Origin of the sequence: Streptomyces sp. NPDC091416 (assembly GCF_044756845.1) — a bacterium.
In the GTDB taxonomy this organism is placed as follows: domain Bacteria; phylum Actinomycetota; class Actinomycetes; order Streptomycetales; family Streptomycetaceae; genus Streptomyces.
In genome coordinates, this window is the sequence record NZ_JBIVTU010000003.1 from 426,875 (window position 1) to 450,189 (window position 23,315).

The 23,315-nt window shown below is 70.7% G+C and carries 24 protein-coding genes; 15 read left to right on the plus strand and 9 right to left on the minus strand.

What is annotated here, in order from left to right:
* Positions 1–65: 65 nt before the first annotated feature.
* From ACIQMX_RS12450 to ACIQMX_RS12465, 4 genes are all read left to right on the plus strand, one after another.
* Positions 66–308: a DUF397 domain-containing protein gene (locus ACIQMX_RS12450; RefSeq protein ID WP_363069324.1), complete on the plus strand. Its 243-nt coding sequence runs from the start codon at positions 66–68 to the stop codon at positions 306–308.
* Between the two features lie 111 nt (positions 309–419).
* Positions 420–827 carry an ACT domain-containing protein gene (locus ACIQMX_RS12455; protein WP_363069326.1) on the plus strand — a complete coding sequence of 136 codons (408 nt, stop codon included), beginning with the start codon at positions 420–422 and terminating at the stop codon, positions 825–827.
* Positions 828–911: 84 nt separating this feature from the next.
* The gene (locus tag ACIQMX_RS12460; protein WP_018550733.1) at positions 912–1,412 is read left to right on the plus strand and encodes a hypothetical protein; all 501 of its coding nucleotides are present in this window, start codon (positions 912–914) and stop codon (positions 1,410–1,412) included.
* Positions 1,413–1,691: 279 nt separating this feature from the next.
* Entirely contained in the window at positions 1,692–3,926 is a 2,235-nt protein-coding gene (locus ACIQMX_RS12465; RefSeq protein WP_402477498.1) for a glycosyl hydrolase family 95 catalytic domain-containing protein, read from the plus strand.
* On the opposite strand, the gene ACIQMX_RS12470 is transcribed toward ACIQMX_RS12465, so the two are convergent.
* Positions 3,902–6,115: a germacradienol/geosmin synthase gene (locus ACIQMX_RS12470; protein WP_402477117.1), complete on the minus strand. Its 2,214-nt coding sequence runs from the start codon at positions 6,113–6,115 to the stop codon at positions 3,902–3,904. The genes ACIQMX_RS12465 and ACIQMX_RS12470 overlap by 25 nt on opposite strands.
* 401 nt (positions 6,116–6,516) lie before the next feature.
* Between ACIQMX_RS12470 and ACIQMX_RS12475 the strand changes: the two genes are divergently transcribed.
* Positions 6,517–7,848 (plus strand): peptidoglycan recognition family protein, encoded by a 1,332-nt coding sequence (locus ACIQMX_RS12475; protein ID WP_363069330.1) that lies wholly within the window; start codon positions 6,517–6,519, stop codon positions 7,846–7,848.
* 97 nt (positions 7,849–7,945) lie between these two features.
* On the opposite strand, the gene ACIQMX_RS12480 is transcribed toward ACIQMX_RS12475, so the two are convergent.
* A complete protein-coding gene (locus ACIQMX_RS12480) occupies positions 7,946–9,085 on the minus strand; it encodes an aminoglycoside phosphotransferase family protein (RefSeq protein WP_363069332.1) in 1,140 nt (379 codons plus the stop codon).
* A 231-nt stretch (positions 9,086–9,316) separates the two neighbouring features.
* Between ACIQMX_RS12480 and ACIQMX_RS12485 the strand changes: the two genes are divergently transcribed.
* Positions 9,317–10,813: a hypothetical protein gene (locus tag ACIQMX_RS12485; protein ID WP_363069334.1), complete on the plus strand. Its 1,497-nt coding sequence runs from the start codon at positions 9,317–9,319 to the stop codon at positions 10,811–10,813.
* 96 nt (positions 10,814–10,909) lie between these two features.
* Here the strand turns inward: ACIQMX_RS12485 and ACIQMX_RS12490 are convergent, their stop codons facing one another.
* Positions 10,910–12,370, minus strand: coding sequence for a PP2C family protein-serine/threonine phosphatase (locus ACIQMX_RS12490; protein WP_402477121.1), 1,461 nt, complete (start codon positions 12,368–12,370; stop codon positions 10,910–10,912).
* Between the two features lie 324 nt (positions 12,371–12,694).
* Positions 12,695–12,988 (minus strand): hypothetical protein, encoded by a 294-nt coding sequence (locus tag ACIQMX_RS12495; protein ID WP_363069338.1) that lies wholly within the window; start codon positions 12,986–12,988, stop codon positions 12,695–12,697.
* Between the two features lie 218 nt (positions 12,989–13,206).
* Here ACIQMX_RS12495 and rpmG point away from each other — a divergent pair, with 218 nt between their 5' ends.
* Both rpmG and ACIQMX_RS12505 read left to right on the plus strand, forming a co-directional pair.
* Entirely contained in the window at positions 13,207–13,371 is a 165-nt protein-coding gene (rpmG, locus tag ACIQMX_RS12500; RefSeq protein ID WP_363069340.1) for a 50S ribosomal protein L33, read from the plus strand.
* Between the two features lie 71 nt (positions 13,372–13,442).
* Positions 13,443–13,706 carry a type B 50S ribosomal protein L31 gene (locus ACIQMX_RS12505; protein ID WP_363069342.1) on the plus strand — a complete coding sequence of 88 codons (264 nt, stop codon included), beginning with the start codon at positions 13,443–13,445 and terminating at the stop codon, positions 13,704–13,706.
* A gap of 208 nt (positions 13,707–13,914) precedes the next feature.
* On the opposite strand, the gene ACIQMX_RS12510 is transcribed toward ACIQMX_RS12505, so the two are convergent.
* The 3 genes from ACIQMX_RS12510 to ACIQMX_RS12520 all read right to left on the minus strand — a co-directional run bounded on the left by ACIQMX_RS12510 (position 13,915) and on the right by ACIQMX_RS12520 (position 17,647).
* Positions 13,915–14,604 carry a YoaK family protein gene (locus ACIQMX_RS12510; protein WP_402477125.1) on the minus strand — a complete coding sequence of 230 codons (690 nt, stop codon included), beginning with the start codon at positions 14,602–14,604 and terminating at the stop codon, positions 13,915–13,917.
* Between the two features lie 82 nt (positions 14,605–14,686).
* Positions 14,687–16,060 carry a cryptochrome/photolyase family protein gene (locus ACIQMX_RS12515; RefSeq protein WP_402477127.1) on the minus strand — a complete coding sequence of 458 codons (1,374 nt, stop codon included), beginning with the start codon at positions 16,058–16,060 and terminating at the stop codon, positions 14,687–14,689.
* Between the two features lie 57 nt (positions 16,061–16,117).
* On the minus strand, positions 16,118–17,647 hold the full coding sequence (locus ACIQMX_RS12520; RefSeq protein WP_363069346.1) for an SDR family oxidoreductase: 1,530 nt from the start codon (positions 17,645–17,647) through the stop codon (positions 16,118–16,120).
* 224 nt (positions 17,648–17,871) lie between these two features.
* Between ACIQMX_RS12520 and ACIQMX_RS12525 the strand changes: the two genes are divergently transcribed.
* From ACIQMX_RS12525 to ACIQMX_RS12545, 5 genes are all read left to right on the plus strand, one after another.
* Positions 17,872–18,477 (plus strand): VanZ family protein, encoded by a 606-nt coding sequence (locus ACIQMX_RS12525; protein WP_402477130.1) that lies wholly within the window; start codon positions 17,872–17,874, stop codon positions 18,475–18,477.
* Between the two features lie 133 nt (positions 18,478–18,610).
* Positions 18,611–19,393, plus strand: coding sequence for a DUF4389 domain-containing protein (locus tag ACIQMX_RS12530; RefSeq protein WP_402477133.1), 783 nt, complete (start codon positions 18,611–18,613; stop codon positions 19,391–19,393).
* Positions 19,394–19,434: 41 nt separating this feature from the next.
* Positions 19,435–19,950, plus strand: coding sequence for a DinB family protein (locus ACIQMX_RS12535; RefSeq protein WP_363069352.1), 516 nt, complete (start codon positions 19,435–19,437; stop codon positions 19,948–19,950).
* A gap of 197 nt (positions 19,951–20,147) precedes the next feature.
* Positions 20,148–20,594 (plus strand): nitroreductase family deazaflavin-dependent oxidoreductase, encoded by a 447-nt coding sequence (locus ACIQMX_RS12540; protein WP_402477500.1) that lies wholly within the window; start codon positions 20,148–20,150, stop codon positions 20,592–20,594.
* A gap of 190 nt (positions 20,595–20,784) precedes the next feature.
* Entirely contained in the window at positions 20,785–21,183 is a 399-nt protein-coding gene (locus ACIQMX_RS12545) for a DUF6221 family protein (RefSeq protein ID WP_363069356.1), read from the plus strand.
* 87 nt (positions 21,184–21,270) lie between these two features.
* Here the strand turns inward: ACIQMX_RS12545 and ACIQMX_RS12550 are convergent, their stop codons facing one another.
* Positions 21,271–21,459 (minus strand): DUF6381 family protein, encoded by a 189-nt coding sequence (locus ACIQMX_RS12550; protein ID WP_363069358.1) that lies wholly within the window; start codon positions 21,457–21,459, stop codon positions 21,271–21,273.
* 154 nt (positions 21,460–21,613) lie between these two features.
* Between ACIQMX_RS12550 and ACIQMX_RS12555 the strand changes: the two genes are divergently transcribed.
* Complete coding sequence (locus ACIQMX_RS12555; protein ID WP_402477137.1) at positions 21,614–22,087, plus strand: carboxymuconolactone decarboxylase family protein; 474 nt, start codon at positions 21,614–21,616, stop codon at positions 22,085–22,087.
* Positions 22,088–22,154: 67 nt separating this feature from the next.
* Positions 22,155–22,496 carry an NIPSNAP family protein gene (locus ACIQMX_RS12560; protein ID WP_363069362.1) on the plus strand — a complete coding sequence of 114 codons (342 nt, stop codon included), beginning with the start codon at positions 22,155–22,157 and terminating at the stop codon, positions 22,494–22,496.
* 141 nt (positions 22,497–22,637) lie between these two features.
* Here ACIQMX_RS12560 and def read toward each other — a convergent pair whose 3' ends face one another.
* The gene (gene def, locus ACIQMX_RS12565; protein WP_363069364.1) at positions 22,638–23,297 is read right to left on the minus strand and encodes a peptide deformylase; all 660 of its coding nucleotides are present in this window, start codon (positions 23,295–23,297) and stop codon (positions 22,638–22,640) included.
* Positions 23,298–23,315: the final 18 nt, after the last annotated feature.

Below are 23,315 nucleotides of genomic sequence, written 5' to 3' on the forward strand. Positions count from 1 at the left end.
GCCAACGCTGCCCACAGCGGCACTAGGCTCTCTCCCGGCCGCAAGGACGAGCGGGAGGAGCCGACATGGCAACCAGGACGACGCCCCAGGAGCACTTCGCCCGCTGGGGCAAGCCGGAACTCGACCTCGGCAACGCCCGGTGGCGTTCCGGCAGTCAGGGCATCGGAGACGTCCAGATCGCCTTCGTCGAGGGATTCATCGCGATGCGCAACGCCGGGCGCACCGGCAGCCCGCCGCTGGTCTTCACTCCCGCGCAATGGCGCACCTTCGTCGTGAACGCCCGGCACGGCGGGTTCGACCCGCGGTGACCGGCCCCGGAACGAGCGCATCCGGTCCTTCGGCCCCCGTGGGGCAGACCGTGCGCACCGGCCCGCGCCCGCACGAGCAGCGGCGCGCACACCTTGGGTAGCGTGGTGGGTGTGACCGGTGAAAGCGATCTTCGCGTCCTGCTGAGCGACCTGCGCCCTGAGCTGCATCCCGGGCGCTACGTCTACGCGACCGTGCCCCACGGAGGCGTACCCGACGGTGTCGCTCCCGTCGTCACGGTCGGTGAGGCCGAAGGCCTCACCCTGGTACTCCCCGAAGCCGAAGCCCTGGCGGCGGGGCTGCCGTACTCCTACGTGACCGGCTGGATCACTCTCCGTGTGCACTCGGCCCTGGAGGCCGTCGGTCTGACCGCCGCCGTCTCGCTGGCCCTCACCGACGCGGGAATCAGCTGCAACGTGGTGGCCGGGTTCCATCACGACCACCTCTTCGTCCCGTACGAGCGGTCCGCCGAGGCCGTCGCCGTGCTGGAGGCACTGGCCTCGGAGTCGGGCAGGGCGTGACGATGGTGCTGCCGGAGGCCCGGGCAGCACAGGCCCGCCCGGGCCCGGCTCGGCGAGGCGGCCCCGGACACGTAACATGTCTCCATGTCCTTCCTCCGCCGCCGTAGCGCCGCCACACCCGCGGGCCCCGACTTCGACGTCCTGGCCATGGACCCGGGCGACTGGCCCGGAAACCTCGGCGCCGGCCTGCTGCCCGCTCCCGACGGCAGCTGTCAGGGTGTGTTCCTGCGCTACGACCTCTTCGGCGGCCGCGGCCCCGCGATGATCATCGGCAATCTCCCGGAGGGCTCGCCCGCCCGTGAGACGGAGGAGGGCCAGGTCCCCTTCGAGGTCGCCCAGCTGCTGCTCGCGCTGGAGAACGACGAGCCGGTCGAGGTCACCGGCACCGAGGACATGCCCGTGATGCAGGGCGACAACCTGCTGATCGTCCGCCGGGTCAAGCTCTCCGAGAGCCGTATCTCCTGTGTGCAGTTCGACCGCAGCGACGGTGTCCTCGTCACCATCGCCAGCTGGGACCGGCCGATCACCGATGATCTGTACACCCTCCTGAAGCCGCTGCCCGCGGAGCTCTTCCAGCAGGGCTGAGCCGGCCCGGGGGTCTTCCGGGCACGTCATTTCCGTCCAAGTACACGCGGCCTCTGTCCAAGGGGCCGCTTTGTCATGTGTCTTGTCGGGTCAGTCGTCGGACCTCTAGCGTCATTCGGCATGACATCCGGGATGACGCGACGTACCACAGTGAAGACGGCGATCGGTGTAACTGGGTCTCTGGCATGGGGAGTTCCCGCCCTTTCCGGAACGGCAGCCGCCTCCGTTACCTCCGATGAATCGGTGACTGCTGGGTGGCAGGCGGAGCTGCCGAACCCGGTGCTCCACTACCGCGCGCCCGCCGCCGACTGGGAGCGCGAGTCGCTGCCCATCGGAGGCGGGGCCCTGGGCGCGAGCGTGCACGGAACGCTCGCCTCCGAACTCCTCACCCTCAACGAGAAGACGCTCTGGACCGGCGGACCGGGCTCGGCCCAGGGATACGACTTCGGCAACTGGACCGCCCCCAGGCCCGGCGCCCTCGCCGGAGTGCAGGAGCGCCTCGACCGCGAGGGATCGCTCGGCCCCGACGCCGTGGCCGCCGAACTCGGACAGCCGCGCCGGGGCTACGGCGCCTACCAGGTCCTGGGTGAACTGCACCTCGACGTACCGGACGCGCCTGCCGCTCCCGACGCCTCCTACCGGCGCGCCCTGGACCTGCGCACTGCCCTGGCGTCCGTGGCCTACACACACGAAGGGGTGGCCCACACCAGGGAGTTCTTCGTCTCCCACCCGGCCTCCGTCATCGCCGGCCGGCTGACGGCGGACAGCCCGGGGCACGTGACCTTCACCCTGCGCTACACCTCGCCGCGCGGCGACTGCACCGCCACCGCCGCCGGAGACCGGCTCACCGTCCGCGGCGCGCTCCAGGACAACGGCCTGCGCTTCGAGGCCCAGATCCGTGTCCGCACCTCGGGCGGCGAGGTCACCGCCGGGGCCGACGGCAGTCTCACCGTCACCGGCGCCGACCACGCGTGGTTCTGCCTCGCCGCGGGTACCGACTACGCGGACACCTACCCCGCCTACCGGGGCGAGGACCCGCACCGGAAGGTCACGGCAGCCGTCGACACCGCCGCGGGCGCCTCGTACGAGAGCCTGCGCGCCGCCCACGTGGACGACCACCGGACCCTCTTCGACCGGGTCGCCCTCGACATCGGCCAGGACCTCCCCGACCTGCCCACCGACCAGCTGCTGAGTGCCTACACCGGCCGAGCGGGCGCCGCGGACCGGGCCCTGGAGGCGCTCTTCTTCCAGTACGGCCGCTACCTGCTCATCGCCTCCTCGCGGGCCGGCTCGCTGCCCGCCAACCTCCAGGGCGTGTGGAACAACGCGACCAGCCCGCCCTGGTCCGCCGACTACCACACCAACATCAACCTCCAGATGAACTACTGGCTCGCCGAGGTCACCAACCTGGCCGAGACCACCGCCCCCTACGACCGCTACATCGAGGCCATGCGCGAGCCCGGCCGCAGGACGGCGAAGGAGATGTTCGGCACCGCGGGCTGGGTCGTGCACAACGAGACCAACCCGTACGGCTTCACCGGTGTCCACGACTGGTCCACCGCCTTCTGGTTCCCCGAGGCCGCCGCCTGGCTCACCCAGCAGATGTACGAGCACTACCGCTTCAGCGGCTCCACCCGCTACCTGCGCTCCACCGCCTACCCGGCGATGAAGGAGGCCGCCGAATTCTGGCTCGCCAACCTGCGAACGGACCCGCGCGACGGGCTCCTGGTCGTCACCCCGAGCTACTCGCCCGAGCACGGGGACTTCACCGCCGGCGCGGCGATGTCCCAGCAGATCGTCCACGACCTCCTCACCAGCACGCTGGAGGCCGCCCGGACCCTCGGCGACGCCCCCGCCTTCCGCGACCGTGTCCAAGCGGCACTCGACCGCCTGGATCCCGGCCTGCGCACCGGGTCCTGGGGGCAGCTCCAGGAGTGGAAGGCCGACCGCGACGATCCGGCCGACACCCACCGCCACGTCTCGCACCTCTTCGGCCTCCACCCCGGCCGGCAGATCGAGGCGGGGAGCGCCTGGGCCGAGGCCGCCGCAGTGTCCCTGAGCGCCCGCGGTGACGGAGGCACCGGCTGGTCCAAGGCCTGGAAGATCAACTTCTGGGCGAGGCTGCGGGACGGCAGCCACGCCCACAGGGTGCTCGCGGAACAACTGAAGAGCTCCACCCTGCCCAACCTCTGGGACACCCACCCGCCGTTCCAGATCGACGGGAACTTCGGTGCCGCCTCCGGCATCGCGGAGATGCTGCTGCAGAGCCAGCACGACACCGTCGAGATCCTCCCCGCACTGCCCGCCGCCTGGCCCGACGGCTCCGTGCGCGGGCTGCGCGCCCGCGGAGGGTTCACCGTCGACATCGAATGGGCCGCCGGGAAGGCCCGCCGTGCGGTGATCACGGCGGGCCGCACCCGGGAGGTGACCGTACGCAGCACGCTGTTCACGAGCGGCGAGAAGGTCATCAGGGCCCGGGCGGGACGCCGTTACACGCTGACCCCCGAGAGCTGAGCGAACAACGCGGTCACCTGCGCCGCCGAGGTGCCGGGCCCCGTGGGACCGCTCAGGTGCCACGGGGCCGCGGTGCCCCGGCGCAGATCCTCCTCGCGGTAGCGCCTGCAGTCCCGGTGCCAGATCAGGATGCCCGCGATCCAGTGCTTCAGCTCCTGGACGTAACCGGCCAGGATCTCCCTCGCCTCGGCGTCGAGGCCGAAGTCGTCGTACAGGACGGGGAGTTCGTTCTCGGCGACGTGCAGGAACTGTCGCAGCCGCGACTTCATCAGGTCGTACAGGACCGCCACGCCGGTCGGATAGTCCACCCCGAAGAAGTTCTGCACGACCAGGACGCCGTTGTGCACCTCACCCTCGTACTCGATCTCCTTCTGGTACGAGAACAGGTCGTTGAGCAGTGCGGCGTAGTCGGCCGCCGCGTTCTCCAGGGAGCGCAGCGGGCCGCTCTCATAGATCTCCGGAGGCACCTTCCTGCCGTGGCCCAGCCGGCACAGGCTCATCGTCAGGTCCGAGCCGAAGGTCATGCGGCGCATCTCGACGTAGTCCACCGGGTCGGGAATCCGGTTCTGCGCCTGGTTCGCCAGCTCCCAGAGCCAACTGGCCGTCATGTCCTCGACGGTCTTGCGGAACGCGCGCCTGCTGCTGTCGTCCATCGGCGCGGCGGTGAGCTCCCAGAGATCGCCGAGACCGCGCTCCAGCGCATTGACGGGCTCGGGGACCGAGCCGGCGTCCAGCGGCATGAAGAGTGACAGGCGCTCGTTGGCCAGCCGGGCCCCCGCCAGGTCGCGGGTCCGCCCGTGCACCACCGGGAACCAGTCGTCGCCGTAGGTCCCCCACGCCAGCCACCGCGAGGACAGGTCCAGCTCGTCCGGGGTGGCGTCCGGGTGGATGCCGGCCGCGCAGAGCGGCAGGTCGATCGCCCGCAACCGTTCCTCGTCCCAGATGTGCGAACCCGGTACCCCGGGCTGGGCCCGGAGGATGCCCATCCGGTCCGACCATTCGACCAGCCGCTCCCGGGCCCCGTTCAGATGCGGACTGAGGGTCGTGCCGAAGGGAAGATCGAAGTCGGGCAGCAGGGACGGGCCGACATGCTGATACGGCAGATGGGTGTGACTGCGGAGCCTGGCGGATTCCGACCGGGGGGTGAGGCGGAGCGACGCGGCGGCCATCCCGAATCCCGGCGTGGCCGCTCCGGCCCCGCCGTCGTTCATGTAGCGGCTGGAGCGCATGTGCCACTCATGACCGCCGGACTGCCAGTCCTGCAGTCCCTTGACGTACGCGAGCACCGCCGCCGTCTGCGCCGGGTCGAGGCCCTTCGTCGCGCAGAGCGGGCCCAGTTCCGTCAGTGCCGTGTTCTCGAACTGCTGAAGCCGGGACGTCAGCAGATCGTTGACCGCCTCGGCGGCCTCCTGCGTCGAGCAGCCGAGGAAGCGCTCAAGGACCAGAACGCCGTTGCTGTTCTCGCCCTCCTCCTCGACCTCCCGCTGGTACGAGAACAGGTCGTTGCGCAGATGGACGCCGTCGGAGAACGCGTCGCGCAGGACACGCAGGGCCCGTTCGCCGGCGACCGCCTCGGGTACCTCCGCACCCGCCGCGTACTCCACCAGCCCCGCCGACCAGGGGGCGCCTCCCACCTTTCGGCGCATCTCGATGTACTCGACGGGGTTCGCGATGCGGCCCTCGTTGATGTTGGCGAGCTCCCACAGCGACTCGTTCAGCAGATTCTTCGTCGCCTCCGCGAACCGCACCCGCCACGCGTCCGACATCCCCGGCACCGTCCGCGCCCACAGGTCCGCCAGCCCCGCCTCCACCGGGTTCTCCGGCTCGGGCGTCGGCGCGCCCCGCTCCATCGGCATGAACGCGGGCAGCCGGTCCAGGTAGCGCTTGCCCCCCTCCCGGTCCGGGGTGCGCTTGAACAGCTCCAGGAAGTGGTCGTCGAAGAAGAAGACCCACACGTACCAGTCGGTGACCAGGGACAGCGCCTCGGCCGAGCAGTCGGGGTGGGTGTAGGCGCACAGCAGCGCGTAGTCGTGGGAGTCGAGGTCCTTCTCCTCCCAGATGCCGGAACCCTCCAGCATCCCTATGGCCCGCGCCCACGTCTTCGTGTGCTGCCGTGCCTCCTCGACGTGCGGGTTGAGGCGCGCCGGATACGGAACATAGAAGTCCGGCAGGGTGAAGGGCTGTGCCATGTGCGTCCGGCCTTTCGCTGAGCCTCCGCGTGAGCGTCACGCGGATCGTTCGTGTCCGCGCCAGCACTACCCTTCGGCCGTTCGAGGCACGCACAGCCGCCATTAGTCACACAAGAAGTGCGCTCGTTCGAGGGAGGGGCGGGGGCGCGTCGACCGGCCGCCCGCTGCGTAAAACTCAGGTAACACGGCACCGCCAGAATCTCGTCGGCGCTTTCCCTTCGCAGGTCGGAGCACCTGCCAGTGGTCTGGTCCACTGGCTCGAACCGCGGCCCCCACCACACCCTTGACGTGCCATCACCTCAGGTCGGAGAGTGTGCGCGCACAGCGGAACGCAAGATCGGAACGCGAACACCTCTCGACACGCACGGCTCGGGAAACGCCCAGCTCCAAGAAGGGTTGTCATGACGTCCAAGCAGAGGACCGGACGCGCATTCGCGCTGACCACCGTCGGCGCACTGAGTCTCGCGCTGCTCAGTCCCGCGGCACACGCGGGCGCGGACGGGGTACGGCCCGAGTGCCCGCGCGGTCTCGACTGCGACTGGGTCCCGGCCGCCTACCAGCAGACCGGCGATCCGGCCGACAAGGAGACGTACGGCAACTACGACACCGCGGACCGGCCGCACAGCAACAAGATCAAGTTCATCGTTCTCCACGACACGGAGGAGGACTTCGACACCACCCTGAAGATCTTCCAGAACCCGCTGAAGCAGACCTCGGCCCACTATGTCGTGCGCTCCGGCGACGGCCATGTCACACAGATGGTGAAGAACAAGGACGTCGCCTGGCAGGCCGGGAACTGGTACGTCAACAGCCACTCGATCGGCATCGAGCAGGAGGGTGTCGCCACCGAGGGCGCGAAGTGGTACACCCCCGAGATGTACCGCTCGACGGCAGCGCTCGTGCGCTACCTCGCCGCCAAGTACGACATCCCCCTCGACCGCCAGCACATCATCGGCCACGACGGGGTGCCGCCCACCAGCGCCGCCGGCACCAAGAACATGCACTGGGACCCGGGCACCTACTGGGACTGGAACCGCTTCATGGCGCTCCTCGGCAAGCCCACCGTGCCGACCGCCCGCAAGGGCAGCGAACTCGTCACCGTCAGCCCGCGGTTCAAGGACAACCAACAGGCCTTCCGCGACTGCGAGAAGGGCATCGACCTCCCCGTACAGGGCTCCAGCGCCGTGCCGCTGCACACGGAACCCTCCGCGGACGCGCCGCTCTTCTCCGACCCGGGCCTGCACACGGACGGCTCGCCCGGCACCAACTGCGCCGCCGACTGGGGCAGCAAGATCAGCGCCACCCAGCAGGCGGTCGTCGCCGACCACGCACCCGGCTGGACGGCGATCTGGTGGTACGGCAAGAAGGCCTGGTTCAGCACCCCGGCCCGTACCCGCACCACCACCCCCACAGCCGGCTACGTGGTCAAGCCGAAGGCCGGCAAGGCGGAGGTGCCGGTGTACGGCGTCGCGTACCCGGAGAAGTCCGAGTACCCCGCCGGCTTCGCGGATCAGCGGGTGGGCACGGCCCTGCAGTACACCATCAAGGCCGGCCAGTCCTATCCCGGCGGCGGAGAGGCCCCCACCGGCTTCTTCTACGCACCGACGATCGACTCCTCCTACCCCCTGGACCACGCCTACTTCCGAGGCAAGGAGAAGTACGTGACGGTCCAGATAGGCCACCGCATCGCCTTCGTGAAGGCATCCGACGTGGACATCGTCCGCGTCCACTGAGCGGCTGCACCGCCCCAGCGAGCGGGCCGGCGCACAAGCGCGCTGCGGGCCCGGTGTGTCGGCACCGGACCCGCAGCGCGCATCCCCGTGGGACAGGTCAGCGAGTGCCGACCGCGGCTCGAACCGCACTCCGCGCCATGGCGCAGTCGTCGTGCAAGCGGCGCAGCAGCAGCCGCTGCTCCTCGCCCGAGGAGAGCACACCCGGACGGTCCTGCCCGGTCCGGGCCGGAGCGCTGGTGTCCCGCATGGCCCGCTGGAGGGCCGTCTCGTACGTACGGATCTCCCGTGTCAGCACGAGCATCAGATTGACCAGGAACGCGTCCCGCGCCGTGGGACCCGCGACCTGGGCCAGCTGACTGATCTGACGTCGCGCCACCGGCGCGTCACCCAGAACCGCCCAGAGCGTCGCCAGGTCGTAGCCCGGCAGGTACCAGCCCGCGTGCTCCCAGTCCACCAGTACCGGACCGGTGGGTGAAAGCAGGATGTTGGAGAGCAGCGCGTCACCGTGACAGAACTGGCCCATGCCCTGACGGCCCCCGGCGTGAGCGAGGCCGTGCAGCAGCTTCTGCAGGTCGCCCAGATCGCGGTCGGTGAACAGACCGAGCTCGTGATAGCGCGCGATCCGTGCCGCGTAGTCCAGCGGGGCGTCGAACAGACCGGGCGGCGGACGCCAGGCGTTGACCCGGCTGACCGCGCCGAGCACCGCACGCAGATCCGCCCTCGGCGGGGCCTCGGACGGGTGCCTCGTCAGCGCCGCCACCCGTCCGGGCATCCGCTCGATGACCAGGGTGCAGTTCTCCGGATCCGCTGCGATGAGCCGGGGTACCCGGACCGGAGGGCGGTGCCGGACGAACGCCCGGTATGCCGCTATTTCGTGGCGGAACCGCTCCGACCACGCGGGGGAGTGGTCCAGTAAACACTTGGCGACCGCCGTCGCGCGGCCGGTGGACCCGACGAGGAGCACCGAACGGCCGCTGCGTCGCAGTACCTGCACCGGGTTGAACTCCGGGCAGATCCGGTGCACCGAGGCGATCGCCATCCTCAGCTGAGCACCCTGCGGACCGGACAGGTCCAGTCTTCCGCTGAGCGAGGGGGCACCCGGCCCTGCCACGCGCCGTGTCCGGACGATGCCGGGCGCGGGGACGGCGGCGCGGGGGTCGAGATACGGTCCGCCACCCGCTCCCAGGGGACGCAGCGGCCGGGGCGGGGCGGACACGGAGGACGATGCTGTGTACATGGGCGAGACAGATCCCTTCGTGCGCCGACAAGTTGCGTGCGCCGCCCCGGCCGGCGGCCGTTCGGCACCCTGGGGAGTACCTAGGGCTGCCGGGCGGGGTGGCGCACTCCTACCTGACACCTGTCTGCCCATGGCAGAGAACGTGGCGCCCCCTGGCGAAGGCTGGCGAATAGTCGCAGGGCATCTGACAGCGGGCTACTGTCAACACAGCCGAGAACCTGGGGGCTTGACGTGACCGGAGAACCCAACACCCGCCTTTCCGACCTGTTCGGCCTTGCCGGCTGGTCCAAGGGCGAACTCGCGAGAATGGTGAACAGGCAGGCGGCGGCCATGGGCCACCCCCAACTGGCCACCGACACCTCGCGCGTGAGGCGATGGATCGACATGGGGGAGTCCCCGCGCGATCCGGTGCCCAAAGTGCTGGCAGCCCTGTTCACCGAGCGGCTCGGTCGTGTCGTGACCATCGAGGACCTCGGGTTCGGCCGGCGCGGGCGTGTGGGGAAACGGCGAGAGGCCGGGACGGCAGACAATCCCGACCAGCTCCCGTGGGCGCCCGAGCGGACGGCAGCGGTCCTCACCGAATTCACGGGAATGGACCTCATGCTCAACCGACGCGGCTTGGTGAGCGCGGGCGCCGCGCTTGCCGCCGGCTCCACGATCGCCGGCCCCATGCACGACTGGCTGCACACCGACCCCGTACTGGCGGCCGACGCCCCACGCATCGACGACCCCGTGCACGCGGACCCGGCCGGCTTCGACCGGTACGAGGCCGCGCCCATCGGCTCGGAGGAGATCGAGGCGCTGGAACGCTCCGTGGAGGTGTTCCGCGCCTGGGACGCCTCCCGCGGCGGAGGTCTCCAGCGCAAGGCAGTGGTGGGCCAGCTGAACGAGGTGGGCGGCATGCTCGCCTACCGCCACCCCGACCACCTGCAGCGGCGCCTCTGGGGTGTCGCCGCCAACCTCGCGGTGCTCGCGGGCTGGATGTCCCACGACATCGGCCTCGAACCCACCGCCCAGAAGTACTTCGTCATCGCCGCACACGCCGCGCGTGAGGGCGGGGACCGCCCACGGGCGGGCGAGGCGCTCTCCCGGGCAGCCCGGCAGATGCTCCACCTGGGCCGCCCCGACGACGCACTCGACCTCATGAAACTCGCCAAGTCGGGCTCGGGCGACATGGTCCTGCCGCGCACCCAGGCGATGCTGCACACCATCGAGGCCTGGGCGCAGGCGTCGATGGGCCGGGGACAGGCCATGCGGCGCACCCTGGGCAGGGCGGAGGAGCTCTTCATCTCCGACAAGGGCGATGTACCACCGCCCAGTTGGATGCAGATGTTCGACGAGGCCGATCTGCACGGCATGCAGGCCCTGGCGTTCCGCACGCTGGCCGAGCACGACCCCTCGGCCGCCGTTCCGGCTCAGCGCCACGCGAAGCAGGCGCTGGAACTGCGGGTCAACGGACGCCAGCGGTCGAAGATCTTCGACTACATCTCGCTCGCCTCGGCCTGCTTCATCGCCGACGACCCCGAGCAGGCCGACCGCTACGCGCGACTGGCCCTGGTGACGATGGGGGAGACCTCCTCGCACCGCACCTGGGACCGGCTGCGCGAAATGTACCGGCTGACGGGCCAGTTCGCGGGCTACGCGAAGATCGAGGACCTGCGTGAGGAGATCCAGCTCTCGTTGCCGCAGAGCTCCATCATCAAGAGGCGCAGGAGCACTGAGATCTGATCTGCCGATGCCAGAAGGACGAGGCGCTGTCGAGAAGAGGCGCTCCGTGGGAATGCCGTCGTCCCCTTCAGCGCGCGTGCTTCCCCGCGGGTGCGGTTACGCGCCGATCCGGGCGATCAGCACGCACGCGTCGTCCAGTCGCTCGGTGCCACCGAACTCCTCGGCGACGGTACGTACGCATTCCTGCGCCGTACGGGCTCCGGTGAAGCGCGGCGCGAGTCCGAGCAGTGTTTCGGTGCCCGGACGGAGACCGTTGTGCGTGCTGCCGGTGCCCCGGGCCAGCCCATCGGTGTGGAGCAGCAGCACATCACCGGGCAGCAGGTGTACTTCGTCCTGCTCGTACGCGACCCCGGACGCCGCTCCGAGGAGCACCCCGTCCGGCGGGGGAACCGGGCGCCCGACGCCGTTCCGGAAGAGCAGGGGCGCCGGGTGTCCGGCCTGCGCCCAGTCCAGCCTGCGGGTGGCGGGGTCGAACCGGCAGCACACCGCGCTCCCCAGCGCGGGCTGGATCGATGTCTCCAGTAACTGGTTGAGGTGCCCCATCAGGGCTCCGGGCTCGATCCCGGCCACCGCCATGCCGCGCAGCGCTCCCAGGATCATCGCCATGGTGGAGGTCGCCTGGATGCCGTGACCGGTCAGATCGCCGACCGTGAGCAGCGTACGACCGTCCGGCAGCTGCATCGCGTCGTACCAGCCGCCGCCGATCAGGGCGCTGGAGTCCGACGGCAGGTAGTGGGCGGCGATGTCCAGCGAACCCTGCCCCTGGCCGGGAAGGGTCAGTGAACCCCGCCACGGGGGAAGCACGGCCTCCTGCAGTTCCACGGCCATCCGGCGCTCGGTCCTGGCGATGTGCTGCTGGCGCTGGAGCGAGTCCTGGGTGCGGTGGACCACCTGCTGGCTGCGCCGCAGCGCGCTGACATCGCGCAGCACCGCCCACATGGATGCCGTGCAGCCGTCCGTGTCCAGGACGGGCTCGCCCATCATGTGCAGGGTCCGCATCTGCCCGTCCTTGCGCAGGATGCGGAACTCGCCGTCTATCGGCTTGCCGTCGACCAGGCAGTCGGTCACCAGGGCCGTGAGCAGGGGCTGGTCCTCGGGCAGGAGCACCGCGGGCAGGTCGTCCAGGGAGAGAGGCCCCGCCTCGGGCGTGCGGCCGAAGATCTGGAGCAGTTCGTCCGACCAGCTGACCTCGTCGGTCAGCAGATTCCATTCGGCGCTGCCCACCCGGCCGATCAGCGAACCCGGCTGCTCGCCGGGGGCGGGCGCCTGGCCGGCGGACTGCGCCGCCCCGGCCGCGACCTGCTTCGCAGCCCCGGAGGGCAGTCCCAGTCTGAGCTGACCCAGATGTGCGCCGAGATCGTCGAGCTGATGGACCGCCAGATCGCACAGTGCACGCTGCCAGCGCAGCTGCGGGTCGTCCTCGTCGATGAGGACGGTGTCACGCCGCACCGCGTCCACGTCTCCGCGCAGCCGGTGCGTCCGGTTGATCAACGCGTCGACGGCATCACGTTCGGACGGCTGGGAGGCGGAGCGCTCCGCGGGCGGGTGGGGTGGCATGTCGTACTCCGATACAGGCGCGGTACAACCAGGTCTGAGGATGGACCGGATACGACTGTGGCACAGCCGACACGAGCCCGTAAGTGCTTTGGCAACACTCGGCGCGTTCTTGCATCCGGCATATGTCAGCGGCTGATCGGAACCCGATTCCATCGAACACCCTTGCTGTTCGCGGGTGTTGATGCAAGTCACCCGGCGCTCGACGGCTGGGGTGCGCCCGTGCGCGCCGTGCTCGCGCGGTGCGCACGGCGCGCGTACGGGCATATGCGGGCCGGAGCCCCCGCCCGGGCGGGGGCTCCGGAAGCGATGAGCGGCTCCGTGGTGTCAGCAGAGGGCGATGCGGCCGTAGGAGCCCATCTTCCACTTCCACTCGAGGGTCTCGCCGGGCGAGGTGGTCCAGCAGCTCCTGTCGGGGCCATTGTTGATCACCAACTGGATGTGCATGTTCCGGCCGCAGTTGTTGGTCGTCCAGGCCGTCTTGTTCTGCTTGATGACGTCGCGCGCCACACAGGCGGGCGCGGTGTCGCCGGCGGCGGCCGCCGGGCCTGCGGCGGTCAGGCAGGAGGCTGTGATCATCGCGGTGGCCGCGAGGGTGGTCAGGGTGTTCTTCAGGCGCATGGCTCACGTTCCTCGGGAGGTCGGCTGAAGTGCCGGGCACAGCGGTCAACGAGCGCCGAGGCCCCGCGTGACGGCCGTGAAGGGGCGCTCGGCCGCCCGGTGGAAGGTGATGGGCGGTCCGGGAATGCGCCGGGGTGCGCCTGCGTTGCACGAGCGGAACGAAAACGAATCCCGTTACCAACAAGGCGCGGGATCGGTACAGGAGCCCGGAGGTGCCCATGGCCCGCAGTGAGACCCGTCCCGTCGTCACCCTCCGCTCGACCGCCGGAACAGGTCAGAGCTATGTGACGCGCAAGAACCGCCGCAACAACCCCGACCGTCTGGTGCTGCGCAAATACGACCCCGCGGCCGGCCGGCACGTTCAGTTCCGCGAGGAACGCTGACCAGATCCCCGCTGACCGCCGCCGTACGGCCCCCGCCGTCCGTCCGATCCCGTACCAGGGAGGGAATGCCCATGAAGTCCCGAATCCACCCCGTCTCCCGTCCGGTGGTCTTCCGCGACCGCGCCGCGGGAGCGGCCTTCCTCACCCGTTCCACCGCGGACTCCGATCAGCGGGTGACGTGGGAGGACGGCCGGAGCTATCCCGTCATCGACGTGGAGACCTCGTCGGCGAGCCACCCGTTCTACACGGGGACCCGGCAGGTACTGGACACGGCCGGCCGGATCGAGCAGTTCAACCGCCGTTACGGCAATGGAGTGCCCGCTGCCGGTGAGTGATGCCGTGGTCCGCGTGGCCGTGAGTCAAGCCGCGGCCTCGTGACCGGGAGCCCGTGCCCTGGATCACAGTCCGGGCCGCGGATTCCCGGGAACACGGCCAGATGATTTATCGTTCACCTATACGTGGATGACGCGCTGAGCGCCCACACCGAGACCGCCCCGGCTGGAATCCCCCGATCCGGCCGGGGCTTCCCCTTGTCCGGGCGCCCTACGTCCGGGCGGATGCCCGCAAGGCCCGCCGCCCGGCGGCTTCGACGAGGAGCGCCGCGCCCGCCAGACCCGCCGGAGCCACGGCACCGGACGCCGGCCACAGCCGCACCATCAGCGCGGCCAGCGCCGCGCCCGCCACGACGGCGAGCAGCCGTCCGGCCACCCAGCTGTCACCCGGACGCCATGCCCTCCGGGCCACTCGTCCGACCAGGGACGTCAGCGTTCCGGTGAAGTAGTTCGTGGGCGTCGCCCGGACGCGGCCCTGGATACCCATCGCGAGCCCCATGACGACCAGGAGGCCCAGCCGGTCCGCGTCCGACGTGATCAGGCCGCACGCCCACAGCACGGCGCCGGCCGTGAGCAGCACCACCTCGGCCAGCAGCATGACGGGCAGCCGCCACCACATCCGCTCACCCGCCACCGCGCCCCAGGCCACCCCGCATCCGTACGAGACCAGCGCGGTGACCACACGCAGCGCGACACCCTCCTCGCCGGCCCCCGCGGCCGAGGCGCCCAGCAGGACCAGGTTGCCCGTCATCACACCGGCGAAGACCTGGCCGACACAGATGAAGACGAAGGCGTCCGCCGCCCCGGAGGCCGCCGACAGCAGCAACAGCGCCGCGTGGGCGCGGGGACCGTCCGCGGTGTCGCGGGCGGCCGGTTCGGTGGACGCTGGGGGAGTCGGCACGAGAGCATCCTCGCCGCCGTCCGTCCGGCCGGCCGGCGTTGCCTCCGGCGCGGCGCGGCGGATACGGCACCGGCCACGGCGCTCAGTCCAGCCCCCGCGCCCGCCTGAAGCGGGCCAGCCCGTCCGCAAGCTCCACCATCGGCGCCGGGTAGCCGGACAGGTCGTGCGCCGGCCCCCGTAGCTTCCACGGTTCGTGCACGGCGGCCCCGGACACCGCGGCCAGCTCCGGCACCCAGCGGCGGACGTAGCCGCCGTCCGGGTCGTACCGCTTGCCCTGGGTGACGGGGTTGAGCACCCGGTTGGGCCGGCTGTCGGTCCCGGTCCCGGCCATCCACTGCCAGTTCAGCTGGTTGTTGGCGACATCGCCGTCGACCAGCAGCTCCAGGAAGTGCTGTGCGCCGACGCGCCAGTCCACGTACAGGGTCTTGGTCAGGAAACCCGCGGTGAGCAGCCGCCCGCGGTTGTGCATCCAGCCCTCGTGGCGCAGCTGGCGCATCGCGGCGTCGACCACGGGATAGCCGGTGCGCCCCTGCCGCCAGGCCTCGATGTCCTTCGCCGCGTCCGCCTCGGAGCGCCAGTGATCGTGCCGGGTGCGGTAGTCCTGGCGGGATGCGGCGGGCCGGGCCGCGAGGACCTGGTGATGGAACTCGCGCCAGCACAGCTGCCGGACGAAGGCCTCCGCCCCCGCACCCCCGGCGGAGCGGGCCCGGTGAATGAGCTCGACGGGGGACAGGGTGCCGAAGTGGAGATGCGGCGAGAGCCGGGACGTCGCGTCACCGGACAGGTCGTCGTGACCCTCCTCGTACCCGTCGAGCCCGTGGCGCCGCCATGCGGTCAGCTGCTTGCGGGCCTGCCGCTCACCGCCCTCGGCCAGGCCCTTCGACACCCCGGACACCGCGCTGCGGGCCGGAACCTTCTCGGACGCCGGACCGTCCGGGACCCGCACGGTGCGCGGCGCGGCGAAGGCATCCCGTACCCGCTGCGCCGACCAGTGCCTGAAGTACGGAGTGAACACGGCGAAGTGGTCGGAGGCCGCAGGCGTCACGGCACCTGGCGCGACGGCGGTCACCACGCCGTCGTGGACGTGGAGCCGCCGGCCGTCGGACTCCAGGGCCTTGCGCAGCCGTTCCTCACGACGGCGGGCGTAGGCGCTGACACCGGCCGCGAGATGCACGTCCGCCGCACCGGTCTCCGAGACGATCCGGCCCACTTCCTCGACGACGTCGCCCGAGCGGATCACCAGCCTGCCGCCCCGCTCACGCAGCCCGGCGTCCAGATCCCGGAGACAGTCGGCAAGGAAGGCCAGACGGTTCGGAGCGGCGAATCCGGCTTTCCCGATCCCGCTGTCGCGGACGAACAGCGGCACGACCTCGTCCGAGGAGGCAAGGGCAGCCCGTAGGGGTGGGTGGTCGTGCAGCCGGAGGTCGGCAGTGAACAGGACGACCGCTACGGTCATGGCGCAACTCCTGGGGAGGCCGGGGACCTGCCATGCTGCCTTCCCCGGGTACACCCGTCAGGGCGACACCGCCGCACTCGCCGGTTCGGGTGACACGGTGCCCGCTGCCGTGCGGGCTATGTTGCGGGCCATTCCGCCGAAGACGAGGGAGTGGAAGGGCCACACACTCCACCAGTACGCGTGACCGAGCAGCCCGCGCGGATGGAACAGGGCCCGCTGACGGTACCGCGCCCCGTCCCGGCCGTCGGGTTCCACGGACATCTCCAGCCACGCCAGGCCCGGCAGTCGCATCTCCGCCCGCAGCCTCAGCAGGCGGCCCGGCTGGATCTCCTCGACCCGCCAGAAGTCCAGTGAGTCACCCACCCGCAGCCGGTCGGTGTCCCGTCGTCCGCGTCGCAGCCCCACCCCTCCCACCAGCCGGTCCAGCCACCCGCGTACCGCCCAGGCGAGCGGGAACGAATACCAGCCGTGCTCGCCGCCGATCCCCTCGACGACCCGCCACAGTGCCTCCGGGGACGCGTCGACGTCGCACCGGCGGACATCCGTGTACAGGCTGCCGCCGGACCAGTCCGGGTCGGTGGGCAGCGGGTCGCTCGGCACCCCGGGAACCGACGCGGACGACCACCTGGTGGTGACCCGGGCCTCCCTGACCCGTTGCAGCGCCAGCCGCAGCGCCTTGTCGAGGTCGAACGGCTGCCCGGGGCCGTCGGGAACGTACGTGGCGATGTCGTGCTCGCGGCACACGACCTCGTACCGCAACGACTCGGCGAGCGGGCGTGCGATCGCCCGCGGCACGGGTGTGACCAGTCCGATCCAGTGACTGGACAGCCGGGGCGTCAGCATCGGCACGGGCAGGATCAGCCGGTGCGGAAGGTCGGCGACCTCGGCGTACCGCTGCATCATCTCGCGGTACGTGACGATGTCGGGCCCGCCGATGTCGAAGGTGCGGTTCACCTCACGCGGCATCCGGGCACTGCCCACCAGAACCCGCAGCACGTCGCGGACCGCGACCGGCTGGATCCGTGTGGACACCCAGCTCGGCGTCACCATGACGGGCAGCCGCTCCGTCAGATAGCGCAGCATCTCGAAGGAGGCCGAGCCGGATCCGATGATGACGGCGGCCCGCAGCGCGGTGGTCGGGACGCCGGATGCCAGCAGGATCCTGCCCACCTCGGCCCGCGACCGCAGATGGGGTGACAGTTCCTGTTCGGGTACGCCGGACGGAGTGAGACCGCCGAGGTAGACGATGCGGCCGACCCGCGCGTCCCGCGCCTGTTCGCCGAAGACCGTGGCTGCCCTGCGGTCCGTCTCCTCGAAACCACCGCCGGACGTCAGAGCGTGCACCAGGTAATAGGCCACGTCGATGTCCCGCATGGCGGGGGCGAGCGAGCCCGCGTCGGTGACGTCGCCGCGGACGATCTCCACCTCACCCGCCCACGGGTAGTCCCGCAGCTTCTCCGGGCTGCGTGCCAGGCAGCGCACCCGGTACCCCGCCGCGAGCAGTTCCGGGACCAGCCGCCCACCGATGTAACCGGTGGCGCCGGTGACCAGACAGTGCAGAGGCTGATTCCCGCTGTCGCTCGTCATGAGATCTCCGGATCGGTTCGTCCCGCCGTGTCCGCCGGGCCGTTCGCGTACCCACACGCTCCGACCAGTCTGGCCCGTGCCCGCCCGCGCCGCACCACGCCGGTTCGGGCGGCCGGTGCGCGGCTGCCAGGTGTGGTGCCGCCGGTCGGGGGCATCTGTCGCCCATGGACGCAGAGGCGGGAAGAGACGCGCGCAACGACACACGGCACAGGGCATGGAGTCATGTGCTGCTTCAGGCCGCCATTCTGGCGGCCGCCCTCCTGGCCCTGGTCGGGTTCTCCGTCGTGCTGGCGAAGGTGACACTCACACCGTCACCCGCCTCAGAGGATCTCGTTACGTCGAACCTCCGCCCGGGGCGCTCGCTGCGGCAGTACGCCGAGGACTACACCTTCCTCGCCGCGTGCAAGCAGGCAGGCGGAAACCTCGTGCTGGGCATGCCGTTCGGTGTGCTGCTGCCGGTGCTCGTGCCGCGACGGCTGCGCATGATCCGCATGGTCCTGCTGACCGTCATGGTCATCGTCGTCGTCGAACTGGTGCAGGGAGCGCTGGTCGCGGGGCGGGCCTTCGACATCGACGACGTCATTCTGAACACGGCGGGCGCTCTGCTCGGGTATCTGGTGCTGGGGCGGCGTCTGAGCCACCGCTATCACGTGCTGGCGGCCGAACCGTGGCGCGAGGCAGTCCCGGTCCCGGCCCGGCGGAACAAGCCCGCCCGCCCGAGCACCGGGAAGCCGGCCGGCCGGCGGACCGGACGGGCGGCCACGTCCTGGACGAGGATGCGACGGGGAGCCCGCGCGCGTCTCACCCGCGGGCGCGCCAGTAAAAGCTGACCCGGCAGCGGCGGCGGGCCGGTCGGCACTCGATCGGCCCGCCGCCGATTGCAGGCCGCCCCGGCTGGTCCCAGCGTGAGATGACGCCGCATCGTCCCGCAGGCGTACGGATCACCCGCCGAAGGGGAGCGACATGGCCGACGCGCAGTGGAGTCCGGGGCGCAGGGCAGGAGACGTCGACGAGTTCCTGCCGGTCCTGGACATCATCGAACCGGCCCGCCAGCGCCGCCTCACCGTGCTGGTCCGTCTGCTGCTGCTGATCCCGCACTTCATCGTGCTGTTCTTCCTGGAGATCGCGGCGTTCTTCACCGTCGTGTTCGGCTGGTTCGCCGCCCTCGTCCTGGGACGGCTGCCCGAACCGGCCTTCCGTTTCCTCGCGGCGACCCTCGCCTACCGGACCCGGGTCGCCGCGAGCAGCATGCTCCTCGTCGACAGCTACCCGCCTTTCACGCTGACCCAGCCGTCGGACCATCCGGTCCGGATCGAGGTACGCCCGACCCGGCTCAACCGGCTGGCCGTCTTCTTCCGGCTGATCCTGGTGATTCCCGCCGCCATCGTGCAGAGCCTCGCCACGTACGGGTGGTGGGCGCTGGGGGTCGTGTGGTGGGTCATCACCCTGGTCCTCGGACGCATGCCCCGCCCGCTCTTCGAAGCCACGGCGGCCACCCTCCGCTACGAGATGCGCGTGTCCGCCTACGTGACGATGCTCAGCCCCGCCTACCCCAAGGGCTTCTTCGGCGAGGACGCGCTCTCCGTCCCGGAACAGCAGGGACGTTCCGCGACCAGGCCCCTGGTCATGAGCACCGCGGGAAAGGCGCTGCTGGTCCTCTTCCTGGTCCTCGGGCTCGCCGGCAGCATCACGACCTCGGTGACCGGCTCGTCGTCGGACGACACGGACTACGGGATGCGGGCGTAAAGCACTCGTGCGAACCACAGGTCGACCGGCATGATCGTCGGATGACATGGACAGCACCTGAAGCCACCCGTACCGATGGTTCGCTCGTCGCCGCCGAGCGGGAGATGCTCACCGGGTACCTGGGATGGTTCCGCGCCACCCTTCTCCAGAAATGCGCCGGCCTGACCGGCGAACAGCTCGCCCGGCGGACCACTCCGCCGTCGAACCTCTCCCTGCTCGGACTGCTGCGCCACATGGCGAAGGTCGAACGCACGTGGTTCCGGCAGCGGTTCGCCGGCCAGGACCTCGACCCGATGTACGACCCGGAGAAGGGCAAGGACGCGGACTTCGAGGACCTCGATCCGGCCAGGGCCGCCGAGGACCACGCCCGGCTGGTCGAGGAGTGCCGCCTGGCGGACGAGATCGTCGCCGGTGCGTCGTTCGACGACACGTTCGTCCACAACGGCGAGGTTTTCTCGCTGCGCCTGGTGCACGTCCACATGATCGGCGAGTACGCACGCCACATCGGCCACGCCGATCTCGTGCGCGAGCGCCTGGACGGAGTGACCGGGGACTGAGGCCGGCCAGGACGCCGGCGCCGACGGAACGAACCGTCCACGGGCCGCACCTGCACGCAAGGAGCCGGGCCGGACCGCTCGCGCGGACCGACACGTCGGGGGAGCGGGATTCTCCGGCGGCCGGAGGTGTGGAAGCGATGATGAGGGGACGCGGCCGATGGGCGCCGCGACCGCACGCCGACGACGGGACAACTGCCATGCCGCTCCAGGGCGAGTACGAACCGAGCCCCACCCCCCACGTCCGTGACCAGGTCGAGCAGTACGAGAGTTCGGGCGGGACGAAGGGGACGACCATGCGGGGAATGCCGGTCATCGTCCTGACGACGCTCGGCGCGAGGAGCGGAAAGATCCGCAAGACCCCCCTGATGCGCGTCGAGCACAACGGCACGTACGCCGTGGTCGCCTCACTGGGCGGTGCCCCGCGCCACCCGGTCTGGTACCACAACCTCACCGCCGACCCGCGTGCCGAACTGCAGGACGGCCCGGTGCGCCAGGACATGACCGCCCGTGAGGTGACCGGCGACGAGAAGGCACTCTGGTGGGAGCGCGCCGTCGAGGCGTACCCCGACTACGCCGACTACCAGGAGAAGACCGGCCGGCAGATCCCCGTCCTCGTACTGGAACCCGTGGACGCCGGCCACTGAAACACCGAGAACACGTGCGAGGCGGCCGGGCGCGCCACATGACAAGCGTGCGGCCGGCCCCGGACATCCGCCTGGTCGTACGGTGCGGTCCCGCCCCGGGCGGACGGGCCACGCATGAGCGCGAGGGCGACGGGATACGCTCCGGCACGGCTCCTCAGGCGTGGGGCCGAGCGAGAGGATGCACCATCAGATGACAGACAACTCCGAGCTGGTCGCGTTCGTCCGGGCGCGCCTCGACGAGGAAGAAGAGGCCGCACGTGCGGCCGGCGGCCAGGGCTGGCGCTGCCCGGCCGAGGTGCCGGGCGAGATCCACGACCGGACCGGTGCCATCGCGTTCACCCTGAGGACGCACGGCTACGACCGCCACATCGCTCTGCAGGACCCCGCGCGCACCCTCCAGCGCATCGAGACCGACAGGGTGCTCCTGGACGAGTACGCGGAGGTCGCCGCCCTGGACGTCGACCGCCCGCAGCGGGACTTCGCCTCGGGCCGGGCCTTCGGCCTGGGGTTCGCGGTCCGGCAGATGGCCGCGGAACACGCCGGGCACCCCGGCTACCAGGTCAAGTGGCTGCCCCGGTTCACGCAGTAGACGGGCCGTGCCGGGAGGCCGTCCGGCTCTCCCGGCACGGCGAGGCGCCCGGTCCGTCCGCTGCGCTCACGAGCGGCCGTCGTCCGGTCAGAGCGGGTTCATGCCGCCTTCACCCTTGGTGGACACCTGATCGCTCCGTTCCTGGAGCCGGCGCGCCTTGTCCTCCAGGCGCCGGCGCTCCTGCGGATCGGAGACGCGCTCGGCCTCCTCCTTCATCTCCTGTGCCTTGGCGCGAATGCGTTCCGCGCGGCCGCCGGTTTCATCCGCAACACTCATGATCACTCCTGGGTCTCGGGGGAGAGCCGACCCCACCAGCGAATCAGCGCGCCCCCATACCTGCATCTCGAACGGTCACGCGTCGCTACGGAATGCGATGCGGCCCGCTCTGCCGGACAGTGGTGTCCATCGACGACGGCACGGGAGTGGCACCATGAACGCTCGCTTGAACCTGTTCGCCAACGCGGCCGGGGCCAAGTTCTTCAAGTACATCAACTCGGCGGACAAGGTGATCGTGGGCTCGACGCTGCCCGCGGCCACGCAGGAGCTGGTGAAACTCCGCGCGAGTCAGATCAACGGCTGCGGCTTCTGTACCGACATGCACACCAAGGACGCCGCGCACGCCGGGGAGACCGCGATCCGTCTGCACATGGTCGCCGCCTGGCGGGAGGCGACGGTGTTCACCGACGCCGAGCGCGCCGCGCTGGAGCTGGCGGAGCAGGGCACCCGCATCGCGGACGCGGCGGGAGGTGTCACGGACGAGGCCTGGGCGAACGCCGCCGCGCACTACGACGAGGACCAGCTCGCAGCCCTGGCGATGCTCATCGCCCTCATCAACGCCTACAACCGTGTCAACGTGATCGTCCAGCAGCCCGGAGGCGACTACCGGCCGGGCCAGTTCGGGTAGCCCGGCACCGGTGGCCACGGCACGGACGGGGTCCTGATTCCGCCGGCCCTGGGGCATCATGGGGTCAGTGATCACCATTCATCTGAAGTACGAGATCGACCCCGACCGCATCGAGGACTTCGAGGAGTACGGCCGGAGATGGGTCGCTCTCGTGAACCGGTTCGGCGGCACCCACCACGGCTACTTCCTGCCCAGCGAGGGTGACAGCGACATCGCGTACGCGCTCTTCTCGTTCCCCGGCTTCGCCGCGTACGAGCGGTACCGAACGGACAGTGCCACCGATGCCGAATGCCAGGCCGCGTTCGAGCTGGCGCGCCGCACCGGATGCATCCGACGGTACGAACGCCGGTTCCTGCGCCCCCTGGACACCGGGACGACGGAAGCGCCGCAGCCCTCCGGTTCCGCGTGACGGCACGGCTGCCCCCTGCGTGGGCAGGGCGTGCGTGCCGGATGTCGCCGGGCAGGCGGGACCTTCGGAACAAGTCCCAGGACGGGGGACTCCCGGAACAAGCCATCCAGGACGCGGGTGGGGTGGCGGGCCGGTTCCGCGCTACTTGCCGAGCTCTTCGGCCCGTGCCGCTCGCCGGGCGAACAACTCGTCCTTGGACGCGGCCATCTCGCGGAGGGCCGCCTTCCGATCCCGCTGGGCGAGCCGGTCCAGATACAGCCGGCCGCGAAGGTGATCGGTCTCGTGCTGAAGGCACCGCGCGAAGTAACCCCGGCCCTCGATCACCAGCGGCTCACCGTTCCTGTCCCGGCCGTGTACGACGGCACGGTCGAGGCGGGGCACCATCCGGTAGGGCCCCGGAACGGACAGGCACCCTTCCGACTCCTCGACCAGGCGGCGCTGCCCGGCCGGAACCTCCGCCAGGACCGGGTTGGCGATGTGCCCGACGTGCCGCACCCCCCACTCGTCCGTGATGTCCCACACGAACAACTGCAGGTCCACATCGACCTGGTTGGCGGCGAGGCCCGCGCCCTCCGCCACCTGATTCGTGGCGAACATGTCGTCGATCAGGCGCGACAGCTCCGGCGTGCCGAACCGGGTGACCTCCTGGCAGGGCCGCCGCAGGATCTCCTCACCGACGACGGTGATACGGCGTACCGAACCCCGCACGGCCTCCGGGACGACCCTCGGATACGCGTCCACCGGCTCTCCCAGCAGACGTACCCGGCGGTCCTGCGCAGTGTGGTCGAACCGAGCCGTCATGGAGCATCGACACCTTCC

What these genes read in the sequence shown, in the direction of transcription:
- ACIQMX_RS12530 (WP_402477133.1), top strand. Translation starts at nt 18,611, where the DNA reads ATGGCCGACGCGCAGTGGAGTCCGGGGCGCAGGGCAGGAGACGTCGAC.
- rpmG (WP_363069340.1), top strand. Translation starts at nt 13,207, where the DNA reads ATGGCCCGCAGTGAGACCCGTCCCGTCGTCACCCTCCGCTCGACCGCC.
- ACIQMX_RS12495 (WP_363069338.1), bottom strand. Translation starts at nt 12,988, where the DNA reads ATGCGCCTGAAGAACACCCTGACCACCCTCGCGGCCACCGCGATGATC.
- ACIQMX_RS12555 (WP_402477137.1), top strand. Translation starts at nt 21,614, where the DNA reads ATGAACGCTCGCTTGAACCTGTTCGCCAACGCGGCCGGGGCCAAGTTC.
- def (WP_363069364.1), bottom strand. Translation starts at nt 23,297, where the DNA reads ATGACGGCTCGGTTCGACCACACTGCGCAGGACCGCCGGGTACGTCTG.
- ACIQMX_RS12505 (WP_363069342.1), top strand. Translation starts at nt 13,443, where the DNA reads ATGAAGTCCCGAATCCACCCCGTCTCCCGTCCGGTGGTCTTCCGCGAC.
- ACIQMX_RS12470 (WP_402477117.1), bottom strand. Translation starts at nt 6,115, where the DNA reads ATGGCACAGCCCTTCACCCTGCCGGACTTCTATGTTCCGTATCCGGCG.
- ACIQMX_RS12540 (WP_402477500.1), top strand. Translation starts at nt 20,148, where the DNA reads ATGCCGCTCCAGGGCGAGTACGAACCGAGCCCCACCCCCCACGTCCGT.
- ACIQMX_RS12480 (WP_363069332.1), bottom strand. Translation starts at nt 9,085, where the DNA reads ATGTACACAGCATCGTCCTCCGTGTCCGCCCCGCCCCGGCCGCTGCGT.
- ACIQMX_RS12515 (WP_402477127.1), bottom strand. Translation starts at nt 16,060, where the DNA reads ATGACCGTAGCGGTCGTCCTGTTCACTGCCGACCTCCGGCTGCACGAC.
- ACIQMX_RS12550 (WP_363069358.1), bottom strand. Translation starts at nt 21,459, where the DNA reads ATGAGTGTTGCGGATGAAACCGGCGGCCGCGCGGAACGCATTCGCGCC.
- ACIQMX_RS12475 (WP_363069330.1), top strand. Translation starts at nt 6,517, where the DNA reads ATGACGTCCAAGCAGAGGACCGGACGCGCATTCGCGCTGACCACCGTC.
- ACIQMX_RS12450 (WP_363069324.1), top strand. Translation starts at nt 66, where the DNA reads ATGGCAACCAGGACGACGCCCCAGGAGCACTTCGCCCGCTGGGGCAAG.
- ACIQMX_RS12460 (WP_018550733.1), top strand. Translation starts at nt 912, where the DNA reads ATGTCCTTCCTCCGCCGCCGTAGCGCCGCCACACCCGCGGGCCCCGAC.
- ACIQMX_RS12520 (WP_363069346.1), bottom strand. Translation starts at nt 17,647, where the DNA reads ATGACGAGCGACAGCGGGAATCAGCCTCTGCACTGTCTGGTCACCGGC.
- ACIQMX_RS12490 (WP_402477121.1), bottom strand. Translation starts at nt 12,370, where the DNA reads ATGCCACCCCACCCGCCCGCGGAGCGCTCCGCCTCCCAGCCGTCCGAA.
- ACIQMX_RS12535 (WP_363069352.1), top strand. Translation starts at nt 19,435, where the DNA reads ATGACATGGACAGCACCTGAAGCCACCCGTACCGATGGTTCGCTCGTC.
- ACIQMX_RS12545 (WP_363069356.1), top strand. Translation starts at nt 20,785, where the DNA reads ATGACAGACAACTCCGAGCTGGTCGCGTTCGTCCGGGCGCGCCTCGAC.